10 protein-coding genes and 2 tRNA genes are annotated in these 11,244 nt (G+C 48.9%); 11 read left to right on the top strand and 1 reads right to left on the bottom strand.

Translation table 11 applies throughout. The features are described 5' to 3' along the window. Window positions 1-16: 16 nt before the first annotated feature. The 5 genes from RCH83_RS10540 (at window position 17) to RCH83_RS10520 (ending at window position 3,404) form a co-directional block, all read left to right on the top strand. Window positions 17-92, top strand: a tRNA-Gly gene (locus RCH83_RS10540). A 26-nt stretch (window positions 93-118) separates the two neighbouring features. Continuing rightward, window positions 119-194 (top strand) — tRNA-Gly (locus tag RCH83_RS10535). A 180-nt stretch (window positions 195-374) separates the two neighbouring features. Further along, on the top strand, window positions 375-878 hold the full coding sequence (locus RCH83_RS10530) for a DUF4442 domain-containing protein (protein ID WP_306521759.1): 504 nt from the start codon (window positions 375-377) through the stop codon (window positions 876-878). A gap of 83 nt (window positions 879-961) precedes the next feature. After that, window positions 962-3,172 (top strand): bifunctional diguanylate cyclase/phosphodiesterase, encoded by a 2,211-nt coding sequence (locus RCH83_RS10525; RefSeq protein WP_306521757.1) that lies wholly within the window; start codon window positions 962-964, stop codon window positions 3,170-3,172. A 28-nt stretch (window positions 3,173-3,200) separates the two neighbouring features. Beyond that, entirely contained in the window at window positions 3,201-3,404 is a 204-nt protein-coding gene (locus tag RCH83_RS10520) for a DUF1289 domain-containing protein (protein WP_306521755.1), read from the top strand. On the opposite strand, the gene queG is transcribed toward RCH83_RS10520, so the two are convergent. Continuing rightward, window positions 3,377-4,522 (bottom strand): tRNA epoxyqueuosine(34) reductase QueG, encoded by a 1,146-nt coding sequence (queG, locus tag RCH83_RS10515; protein WP_306521753.1) that lies wholly within the window; start codon window positions 4,520-4,522, stop codon window positions 3,377-3,379. The two genes, RCH83_RS10520 and queG, sit on opposite strands and share 28 nt — an antisense overlap. Window positions 4,523-4,761: 239 nt before the next feature. Here queG and tsaE point away from each other — a divergent pair, with 239 nt between their 5' ends. The 6 genes from tsaE (at window position 4,762) to hflX (ending at window position 11,211) form a co-directional block, all read left to right on the top strand. Then, window positions 4,762-5,235 (top strand): tRNA (adenosine(37)-N6)-threonylcarbamoyltransferase complex ATPase subunit type 1 TsaE, encoded by a 474-nt coding sequence (gene tsaE, locus RCH83_RS10510; RefSeq protein WP_306521751.1) that lies wholly within the window; start codon window positions 4,762-4,764, stop codon window positions 5,233-5,235. 2 nt (window positions 5,236-5,237) lie between these two features. Then, window positions 5,238-6,716 carry an N-acetylmuramoyl-L-alanine amidase gene (locus tag RCH83_RS10505; protein WP_306521749.1) on the top strand — a complete coding sequence of 493 codons (1,479 nt, stop codon included), beginning with the start codon at window positions 5,238-5,240 and terminating at the stop codon, window positions 6,714-6,716. After that, window positions 6,716-8,647 carry a DNA mismatch repair endonuclease MutL gene (mutL, locus tag RCH83_RS10500; protein ID WP_306521747.1) on the top strand — a complete coding sequence of 644 codons (1,932 nt, stop codon included), beginning with the start codon at window positions 6,716-6,718 and terminating at the stop codon, window positions 8,645-8,647. The genes RCH83_RS10505 and mutL overlap by 1 nt, the downstream gene beginning before the upstream one ends. Then, complete coding sequence (gene miaA, locus RCH83_RS10495; RefSeq protein WP_306521745.1) at window positions 8,644-9,564, top strand: tRNA (adenosine(37)-N6)-dimethylallyltransferase MiaA; 921 nt, start codon at window positions 8,644-8,646, stop codon at window positions 9,562-9,564. Before mutL ends, miaA begins: the two co-directional genes overlap by 4 nt. A gap of 93 nt (window positions 9,565-9,657) precedes the next feature. Next, complete coding sequence (gene hfq / locus RCH83_RS10490; RefSeq protein ID WP_260658239.1) at window positions 9,658-9,915, top strand: RNA chaperone Hfq; 258 nt, start codon at window positions 9,658-9,660, stop codon at window positions 9,913-9,915. Between the two features lie 18 nt (window positions 9,916-9,933). Further along, window positions 9,934-11,211 (top strand): ribosome rescue GTPase HflX, encoded by a 1,278-nt coding sequence (gene hflX / locus RCH83_RS10485; protein ID WP_306521743.1) that lies wholly within the window; start codon window positions 9,934-9,936, stop codon window positions 11,209-11,211. The last annotated feature ends 33 nt before the right edge of the window (window positions 11,212-11,244 follow it).

Genomic DNA, 11,244 nt, shown 5'->3' with positions numbered 1-11,244 from the left:
CTTCAGACGATACGATGCGGGCATAGCTCAGTTGGTAGAGCGCTACCTTGCCAAGGTCGAGGTCACGAGTTCGAATCTCGTTGCCCGCTCCAATCGTCCACTAAAAAATCCTCACGATGCGGGCATAGCTCAGTTGGTAGAGCGCTACCTTGCCAAGGTCGAGGTCACGAGTTCGAATCTCGTTGCCCGCTCCAGATTTGCCGGATTTATCCACTAAAACAGTCCCTTTTGGGGCTTTTTTTGTTTCTGGCCTCATGTTTTGCAATTCCATTTGTTGCTGTCTGCGCTGAAAGGCTAGTCTGTAAAGTCGCTCGCTTGTTATTTCTGCTATCAACTGCTAATTTGTCAGAACTTTAATAACAGGTAAGACCAGTATGAAAGCCAATAATAAATTAAGCCGGATGGTGACAAAAATCGGCGGTGCTCCAAAGTTTTTATACAGTTTTTTATTGTCGCAGTTGTTTGGCCGCGCGGTAAAATTTGCCGGTACTGCCGGCATTCAAATTCAAAAACTGGATTTTCAGCAAGCCGTTTTAGTGCAACAAAACAGCCGTAAAGTGCAAAACCATATTGGCTCAGTGCATGCTGCCGCTATGGCGTTGTTGGGTGAATCGGCCACTGGTTTTCTGGTGGGCATGCATGTGCCGGATGACAGATTGCCTTTACTCAAATCGATGCACCTCGATTACGTAAAACGCGCTACCGGCAAACTCACAGCAACGGCCAGCCTGACAGAAGCTCAAATTGAACAAATCCGCAGCGAAGAAAAAGGCGAAGTCACAGTGCAGGTGCAGCTGATGGACGAGCTGGGGGTTGAGCCTGTGCTGGCGCAATATGTCTGGGCCTGGGTTCCGAAAAAACGATCTGCATCAAACTAAACTTCATTTTCCAAAACAGAGAGGTAGCCAAGAACTCTAACCCCTGTTAGAGTTCTGCGGAGGCTAGATTCCGGGTTACCGATTTGAATTCCGCACCTGTATCAATTTTACAAAACACAGCTGAACCTTATCACAGCAACTTTTTTATCAGACACCCCAGAACAGTCACTGTGCTGGTGTTTCTGTTGTTGTCTACACTCGCTGTTGCCATGTTGTGGCAAGAGCGTGCCAAATATATTGAATCCCAGCGTTATCAGCTGTTACAAACCTTGACCAATTATGCCTCCGAACTTGAGGGTGTAGTTAACAGTGGGGTGGTGGCACTGGATTCAATCCGCAGTGAGTTGGTATTAAACCCGCACATTGATTTAAACAGTCTGGATGCCCGGGTCGCATTGTTGTTGCACAATTACCCGCATTTTCGTCATATCGCTGTTGCACCGGATTTGGTCATTCGTTATGTCTATCCATTGCCTGGCAATGAAGCCATTATTGGCGTGGATTATCGTAATATTCCCAATCAACTGGCAGCTATCGAAAAAACATTAGCCTTGTCTAAGCCTGTGGTGGCAGGACCGGTAAATTTGCTGCAAGGTGGCTCTGGCCTGGTGGTGAGGGTGCCGGTACTGCTGGCCGATCAAAGTGTCTGGGGGGTTATTGCCGCTATTGTGCCGCTGGAAAGGTTATTAGAGCGGGTGCGTCTGACGGGCTTGCAGCAAAATTATTATGTTGGTTTATCCGGTCGCGACGGTGAAGATAATGCAACCCAGTTGTTCTGGGGTGATGAACAGCTGCTGACAATGGATCAGGTTAAAGCGGATATCAAACTACCTGTTGGTCGCTGGCAGTTGCATGCAGCCCCTAAAGAAAACACCGCATGGCTGGTGGGTTCTTTGCAGTGGATGACGCCACTGATACTGACCATCATAGTGATCCTCTGTTGTGCTTTGTTGTTATTGCTGCGTATGGCGCGTGAGCGGGAAGAGGCACTTTACACCATAGCTTTTCAGGCAACCTACGACCCTTTAACCAACCTGCCAAACCGTGTGGTATTTACTGAACAGTTGTCCCGTATGATCAAACAAGCACAAAGCAGCCAGACGAGCCTGAGCCTGATGTGTATTGATCTGGATGAGTTTAAGCAAGTGAATGAAAGCCTGGGTCATGTGGTGGGTGACAAGCTGCTGCGTGCCGTGGCCGAACGCTTAAAGTTGTTAGTTTCGGAGCAGGATTTACTGGCAAGGTTGGGTGGCGATGAATTTGTCATAGTAACCCAGCTCAGCAGTGCGCCGGAACAAACTGAATTGATGGCCGACCGTTTGGTGCAGGCTTTAGCAAAACCGGTACAGGTGGGCGAAAAATCGCTGGCAGTCAGCGCCAGTATTGGTATTGCCATGTATCCGCATGATGGTATGAGCCACAGCGATTTATTAAAACATGCCGACAGAGCCATGTACGCTGCTAAACAAATTGGCCGCAATACTTATCATTTTTATGACGCTGCCATGCAAAAAGAGGCCGATCGTTTTGTGCATTTGCACAACGAAATTATGAGCGGTATAGCACTACAGCAGTTTTTTCTGGTGTATCAGCCTATTTACGACGTCAATGCCGGTGCTTTTAACAAATGTGAAGCACTGGTGCGCTGGCAACATCCGGAGCGTGGTCTGATTTCACCACTGGAGTTTATCAGTGTGGCTGAACGCACCGGTGCTATCCGTCCGCTTGGACAATGGATATTGCAGCAAGCGCTGTTGGACATGCAGCGCTTTGAACAGGAAGGCTTGGCAGTGCAAATGTCGATTAACCGCAGTAGTCAGGAGTTTAATGTGCATCATGTGGCCGATGAATGGCTGCAAATGATAGCGCAGGCCGGCGTTGATTGCAGAGCTTTGATTTTTGAAATTACCGAGTCGTTGTTTATGGACCGTATTTCGGTGCAACAAAACAATATTCTGAAGTTACATCAGCAAGGACTGCAACTGGCGATTGACGATTTTGGTACAGGTTATTCAGCGCTGAACTATCTGAGCCGTTATCCGGTCAACCTGATTAAAATAGACAAAAGTTTTGTCACTGATGTGGCCGTTGCTGACAAAGCCAAATCGCTGGCGGCAGTGCTGATCAACATGGCCAAGGTGCTGGATGTGCAGGTGGTGGCCGAAGGGGTTGAAACCAAAGCACAATTGCAGGTGCTGACCGAGCTGGGTTGTGATTTTATTCAGGGTTATTATTTTTCCAAACCACTACGCTCTGATGATTTGATTGCTTTTATAAAACAGGCCACAGCTTAAGCAACAATGCTAAGCAGAAGGAGGGATCATGATCCCTGCACCTTGTAAACGAAATTGCTGTTTAAACCAGGCCGATGTTTGCATGGGCTGCGGCCGTACTCTGAGTGAAATTACCGGCTGGCATCAGGCGAGTGCAGAGCAAAAACAACAAATTTTATTGCGCTCAGCAGAGCGTATGTTGCAACAGCCAGCATTGCCGCTGTTTCAGGCGTCGCGTGGTAAACCCAGCTGAATGATACGAATAAGCCGTTGTTGTTGGCGGTTTTCTTTTTGTTGTTGCAGTTGTTTTTGTTGCTGCTGTACCAAAGCCCATTGCAGATGTTCCCGCACCAGCTCATCCGGATGTTGTTGATTTTCAGCTAATAAATTAAATATTTCATCACTATAAGGCGCGTTGCCTAAACCAACGGCTAAATTACGTTGCCAGCGCTGATACCCAATACGGCGAATGGCCGAGCCTTCGGTCATTTTTAAAAAAGTAGCTTCATCCCACAAAAATAAACTGACGAGTGTTTGGTCACGCCACTGGGGTCTGCGCTGAAAATCGCTTTCTTTACTCAGTGGCGCCGCTCTGTTTACCGGGCACACCAGCTGGCAATCATCACAACCGTAAATTCTGTTGCCAATCAGCGGCCGAAGTTCCTGGGGTATGGCATCTTTCAGTTCAATAGTGAGATAACTGATACAACGCCTTGCGTCCACTACATAAGGCGCCACTATGGCACCAGTTGGGCACATAGTGATACAAGCCACACAGTTGCCGCAGTCTGCAGTGACGGGTTTATCGACCGGCAAGGGCAAAGACACTAAAAGTTCACCAAGGAAAAACCAGGAGCCCGCTTGTTGGTTCAGCAGCAAACTATGTTTACCCACCCAACCAAGACCGGCTTTGGCAGCCAGAGGACGTTCCAGCACAGGGGCTGAGTCGACAAAAGGGCGGTAGCCATAAGCGCCCACATGTTGCTCAATTTTTTCGCCAAGTTGCTTTAGGCGTGAACGAATAAGTTTGTGATAATCACGGCCCAGCGCATAACGGCTGATATAAGCCAAAGAGGGGGCGCTCAGATTGGTAGCAAAACCAGCTTGCTCCGGCAGATAGTCCATCCGCACCGAAATCACCCTTAAAGTGCCGGGTTGCAGCTCGGCAGGACGGGCTCGTTTCATACCATGCTCCGCCATATACTGCATTTCACCATGCATGCCGGCGTCCAGCCATTGTTGTAACTTTGGCTCTTCCGGTTGTAAATCCGTGTCACAAATACCGGCCTTTGCAAAACCAAGCTCTTTTGCCCATTGTTTGATCTGTTGGGCCAATAAAGCCCAGTCGGCATCCGTGAATTGGCTCTGCAATGCTGAGGTTCCTTAGAGAAATCAGTCCGGGTACAAAAGGCCATTATGTTAACACAAGGGGCTAAATTGAGTGCAACGGCTTCAATCTGTTGGTATTCAAGGTGGTTCTGATCTGATGAATTTGATAGCATAGGGTGCATAAAGCCAAACCGCAGCCAAAGTGTTGACCGGACTGGCACTTAAAAGTTTATTTTGATGTAACAACTCCTGATTTGACGACAGCTGATTTGAGGACTGGCATGGCCAAGGCGCTTTACCAACGTATTTTGCATAATGAAGAACAGACCGCTTTGCTTGCTACCCAACTGGCACAAGCCTGTAGCGGCGGTGGTGTGATTTATTTGCAAGGTGGTTTAGGTGCCGGCAAAACCACATTCAGCCGTAGTTTGTTGCAGGCGCTTGGCCACCAGGGCAATGTAAAAAGTCCGACTTACACGCTGGTGGAACCTTATCAGTTGCCGGGGCTTGACGCTTATCACTTTGATTTATACCGGCTGCACGACCCTGAAGAGCTTGAATTTATGGGGATCCGTGATTATTTCGCCACAAACAACTTATGTCTGGTGGAATGGCCTGAGCGGGGCGCTCCGCTGTTACCAGTACCGGATTTAACGCTGGAACTTGAAACTATAGATCCATCCACCAGAACGGCCCGCCTGACGGCCACCACTGCACTTGGGCAACAAATGCTTGATGCAGTGAACGGGAACTAACAATGCTCAGAATTATCTGGTTGTTTTGTCTGAGTCTGACTGTATTGCCAGCCTTTGCCGCCGAAAAAATAGAAAGTGTGCGGATTTGGCCTTCGCCCGACAGCACCAGGGTGGTGTTTGATGTCAGTGGCAAAGCGCAATACCGTTTGCTCAGCCAGAACCGGCAAACGGTTGAACTGGAAATCAGCAATATTCAAAGCCCATCCCTTGGCAAAATGTCCGGTGAATCTGAACTGATTAAAGGCATCAGGGTAAAAAAACTCGCTGGCAACCGCGGTATTTTGTTGCAGGTAGAGCTAAGCCGCGCCGCCCGTGAAAAAGCTTTTACTTTGCCACCTTCAGACCGTTATGGGCATCGGCTGGTGCTGGATATAGCCGATGTGCAGGCAGAGCAGGCCGCTTCGGCGCCACCGCCACCCAGGCCACAACGTGCCGGTGGCCGGGAAATTGTGATTGCGATAGATGCAGGCCACGGTGGTCACGACCCTGGCGCTGTGGGTCTTAAAGGTACTTACGAAAAAAACGTCACTATGGCGGTTTCGGAAAAACTTCAGGCATTGATTAACAAAGAACCGGGCTTCAAAGCTGTGTTAACCCGTACCTCAGATTATTATATTTATCCAAGTAAAAGGCCGGATGTTGCCCGCAGTAAACAGGCTGATTTATTTGTGTCAATTCATGCTGACGCGGCAGCCAATCGTAAAGCCCATGGTGCTTCGGTGTGGGTATTGTCGCTGCGCCGCGCCACCACTGAAGTGGGTCGCATGCTGGAACAAACAGAACAACATTCGGAGTTATTGGGTGGTGTGGCAGAGGTGATTAAAGACTCGGCCAACGAACGTTATCTGGCGCAAACTGTGCTGGATTTATCAATGAACCATTCGATGACCACAGGTTTTGAAGTGGCCAAGCGGGTGCTTGCTGAAGTAGGCCGGGTGACCCATCTGCATAAAAAAGAGCCGCAGGCTGCCAGCCTCGGCATGCTAAAAGCGCCCGATATTCCATCTATTCTGGTAGAAACCGGTTTTATTTCAAATCCAAGTGAAGAACAAAAATTAAAATCGGCTGCCTATCAGCAGAAGCTTGTAACAGCAATTTTTCGCGCTTTAAAGCATCATTTTGAACAATCGCCACCGGCAGATTCCTGGCTGGCACAACGTCAGGGCGCGGCGCCAGTCAACCGCAGTCAGACTGCCGGTACTTCGGATATCAGCCGTCCGGCAGCAACCCGTGCTGAACCAAGCCATGCTGTTCCTGCGGCTTCTCAACGTCAGGTGAACAGGCCCACACAGCCTGTGATTGCAGGGCCGCGAATAGCAACGGCAAGTCACAATGGCCCGGCTGTGCATCAGGTAAAAAGAGGCGAAACCTTGTCAGGCCTTGCCAAACAATATGGTTTGCCAATGGCGGTGCTGCGCAGTCACAACAAACTCAAAAGCGACAATATCCAGGTCGGTCAGGTGCTTAGGATCCCGAACTAATGCCTATTCAGGTTTTATCGCCTCAGCTTGCCAACCAAATTGCCGCCGGTGAAGTGGTAGAGCGCCCGGCTTCTGTGGTGAAAGAGCTGGTGGAAAATAGTCTGGATGCCGGCGCCGACAATGTCGTTATCGATATTGAAAAAGGCGGCAGCAAACTTATCCGCATCCGCGACAACGGCAGTGGTATCCATAAAGATGAACTGACTTTGGCGCTTTGCCGTCATGCCACCAGTAAAATCAGTGAACTCAGTGATTTAGAACAAATTTTAAGCCTGGGTTTTCGTGGTGAAGCGCTGGCCAGTATCAGCTCAGTGTCGCGTCTGACTTTAACCTCTAAAACGGCAAGCCAGGATAGCGCCTGGCAGGCGATGGCTGAAGGCCGCGATATGCAGGTGCAACTAAAACCTGCCGCGCACCCTGTGGGCACCTCCATTGAAGTGCTGGATTTATTTTTTAATACTCCGGCCAGACGGCGTTTTTTACGCTCCGACAAAACCGAATTCAGCCATATTGATGAACTGGTGAAACGCCTCGCGCTCAGTCGTTTTGATGTCAGCTGGCAGCTCAATCACAACGGCCAGAGCATCAGGGCACTGAAGGCGGTGTCTGATTTAGCTGGCAAAGAAAAACGTTTGGCGCAGCTTTGTGGCCGCAATTTTATTGAACAAGCGCTGTTTGTAGAAAGCAGTTATGAACAGATGCATTTGTGGGGCTGGGTGCAGCTGCCACAGGCCTGTCAGGCGCAACCTGCTTGTCAATACAGTTATGTGAATGGCCGTATGATGCGTGACAAACTGCTCAATCATGCGATTCGCCAGGCTTATGGCGACAACCTTGCGCCTGGTTTACAGCCGGCCTTTGTGTTGTATCTGGAGCTGGACCCGATGCAGGTGGATGTCAATGTACATCCGGCCAAACACGAAGTGCGTTTCCATCAGGCACGGCTGGTGCACGATTTTGTGGTCAGTGCTCTGGCGCAGGTTTGTGATGAGCCACTGCTTTATCCGGAAATAAGTCAAGCTTCAGCTTTGCAACACGCTGATGCACAGTTGGCAAGTCAACAAACGACCAGCAGCACGGACAACTCAAAAGCCCCGGCCTCCTATGCTGCCATCAACTCGCCACGATCATCTTATGCCGGCGCTGGCAGCAGAAACACAGGCACAGCTTTGTCTTTTGGTGTGATGCAAGCAGCGGGGCAGGCGGGTGGCTGGCCCATCAGAAACAGTAACACCCCTGTTGAGGCAACACCGGTATCAGACGTTTACGCTGCAACACAGCGAAGCGCTGAGTCCGGCGACTTAGCAGTGCAACAGCACTATTCGCAACCTCAACAAAGCGCCTCGCAAAATAACCAGAGTTCAGCAGTTTATGCTCCGGCGCCTTTAAAGTTGCACTCTGGCAGCGCGGCCCATCAGACAGACAACACAGCTTTAGCTGGCTGGCTTGATGCAGGTGACGGTTTTGCGGTGACCAGTATGCACAGCACTTTGCTGCTGGTGGATATGCCGGCAACATTAGCGCCACTTTGGTGTCAGCTGCCACCGGCTTCAGCCTCTTTATTGTTGCCACTGCGTTTGCCTGTATCTGCTGCTGAAAAAACGCTGTTATTGCAGCATGCTGAAGCTCTGGCTTTGCTTGGTTTTGATTTTCTGCTGAATAATCAAGTGCTGATAGTACGGGCTGTTCCCATTTTATTAAAAGCCAGCGATCTCAGTGTCTGGTTGCCTTTATGGTGGCAACAATGGCCACAGCAGGCCACAGCCATTTGTTTAATCAGGTTATTATTGGATATTGGACTAAAGCAGCATTGGTTTTCTTTGCCTGTTTTTTTAAACTATTTTGCACCACAACTGTCTGAGCCGACTTGCTGGTGTGCCACTGAGCTGGATATTTCCGCCGCTGTGGCATTATTGAGGTCAACAACATGAGCATGCCGGTGATATTTCTGATGGGGCCTACAGCCTCAGGTAAAACTGCACTGGCTTTTGATCTTGTTAAAGAGTTGAATGCCGAGATTATCAGCGTGGATAGTGCGTTAATCTATAAAGGTATGGATATAGGCACAGCCAAACCCACGGCGGAAGAACAGGCAATAGCGCCACATAGGTTAATAGACATTCTGGATCCGGCTTTGGCCTATTCAGCGGCTGATTTTCGCCGTGATGCATTGTGGCATATTGCAGATATTCAGCGCCTTGGCAAAGTTCCACTGTTAGTGGGTGGTACAATGTTGTATTTTAAGGCTTTATTGGAAGGTATTTCGCCTTTACCAGAAGCTGACCCCAATATTCGGGCTGAACTTGAGCAAAGAGCAGCTATTGAAGGTTGGCAGGCGCTGCATCAGCAGCTTGCTGAAGTGGATCCTGTATCGGCGGCGCGTATCCATCCTAATGATCCACAAAGAATTAACCGAGCGCTGGAAGTGTATCTGGTCAGTGGCCGTAGTCTGACAGATTGGACACAGCAAAAAGGCGATGTTTTTCCTTATCCGGTGAAACAATTTGCCATAGCGCCAACCGACAGGGCTGTGTTGCATCAGCGTATTGAATTACGTTTTTTGCAGATGCTGGAGCAAGGTTTCGAAAAAGAAGTACAAAATTTAAAGCAACGCAGTGATTTGCATGCAGATTTGCCGTCAATGCGTTGTGTTGGATACCGCCAGATGTGGGATTATCTGGACGGGCTAGTGAGTTATGACGAGATGGTGTATCGTGGTGTCGCCGCAACAAGGCAGCTGGCAAAACGTCAATTAACCTGGCTGCGCAGTTGGCAGGAATTAAACTGGCTGAAAAGCGAAGTTAGCCCTGCGGAAAACTTGCAAGCTGTTTTATCTTCGCTACGCTAGATAAGCAAAGAAAAAAATCGTTATTTAACGACTTGAAAATAATATAATAATCCATATATCAAGAATCAGAACTAAGAAAAAGGAAAGCGGCACATGGCAAAGGGCCAATCTTTACAAGACCCATTTTTAAACACCTTACGACGGGAACGTATTCCAGTTTCTATTTATCTGGTGAATGGGATCAAATTACAGGGACAAATCGAGTCTTTTGATCAGTTTGTCATTTTGTTAAAAAACACTGTCAGTCAGATGGTGTATAAACATGCGATTTCTACTGTAGTGCCGGCCCGCGCCGTCAATACCATGGCAAGCCATGGTGCAGGCAGCGGTGATATGGACGAAATCGAATAATACACAGGACATTTACGCTTGTTTGACCCTGAATCTATGGCTGAGCAAGCGATCCTTGTGCATGTTTATTTTCCGCAAGAAAGCGCTTGTGAAGATCTGCACGAGCTGCAAATGTTGGTTTCTTCAGCTGGCGTCCATGAAGTGGCGGTGCTTACCTGCAACCGTTCGACAGTGGACGCCCGTTTATTTGTGGGTACCGGCAAAGCACAGGAAATTGCAGCAGCAGTTGTAGCTACCGAAGCTTCTGTGGTGATTTTTAATCACAGCCTGACACCAGCACAAACCCGCAATCTGGAACGGATTTTTCAATGCCGTGTGATTGACCGTACCACCCTTATTCTGGATATTTTTGCGCAGCGCGCCCGCAGTTACGAAGGTAAACTGCAGGTTGAACTGGCACAGCTCAAACATCTGGCATCCCGTCTTATCCGTGGTTTTGACAACGAACGGCAAAAAGGCGGTATAGGTTTAAGGGGGCCGGGTGAAACGCAGCTGGAAACTGACAGACGTTTGTTGCGTGACCGGATTTCAGCTTTACACCAGAAGCTGGAAAAGGTGGGTAAACAGCGTGAGCAAGGACGTAAAGCCAGGCAAAGGGCTGAAATACCAGTCATTTCTTTAGTGGGTTATACCAACGCCGGCAAATCGACCTTGTTTAACCGATTAACCAGCGCAGAGGTGTATGCGGCGGATCAATTGTTCGCAACTTTAGATCCAACCTTGCGCCAGGTAAAGGTGGCTGATTTTGGTCAGCTGATATTTGCCGACACTGTAGGTTTTATCAGGCATTTACCCCACGATTTGGTGGCTGCTTTTAAATCAACTTTGCAGGAAAGCCGTGAGGCAGATTTGCAATTGCATGTGGTGGATGCTGCCGATCCCAGGATGGCAGACAATATCGGCCAGGTGCAGCATGTATTACATGAAATAGAGGCTGATGGCCTACCGCAACTGATGGTGTATAACAAAATCGATCTGGTTGGACAGCCTGCCCGTATTGAATACAACGATCAGGGTGTGGCAGTTGCTGTTTATATCTCAGCCCGTGACGGCAATGGCATCAGCTTATTATTTGAAGCAATTGTCAGTTTGTTATCTGATAGTTTTTTACGGCTGCAGCTGGCATTGCCACCTGAAGCCAGTGCCTGGCGAGCACGTTTACATGAAATAGGTGCGGTACAAAGCGAAAGTTTTGATGAAGCCGGCGTTTGCCAGCTGAAACTGGCTCTGGCTAAACCGCAGTGGACCCGATTATTAAAGCAATCTGAAGGGTTGCTACAAAATTTTCTGGTCTGAACCTGACTTTTTGATACATTAACCTTAACTCTC

Source organism: Rheinheimera sp., assembly GCF_030824435.1.
Classification (GTDB): domain Bacteria; phylum Pseudomonadota; class Gammaproteobacteria; order Enterobacterales; family Alteromonadaceae; genus Pararheinheimera.
Note: the sequence above shows the minus strand (reverse complement) of the source record. Positions and strands in the feature narration are given on the sequence as shown.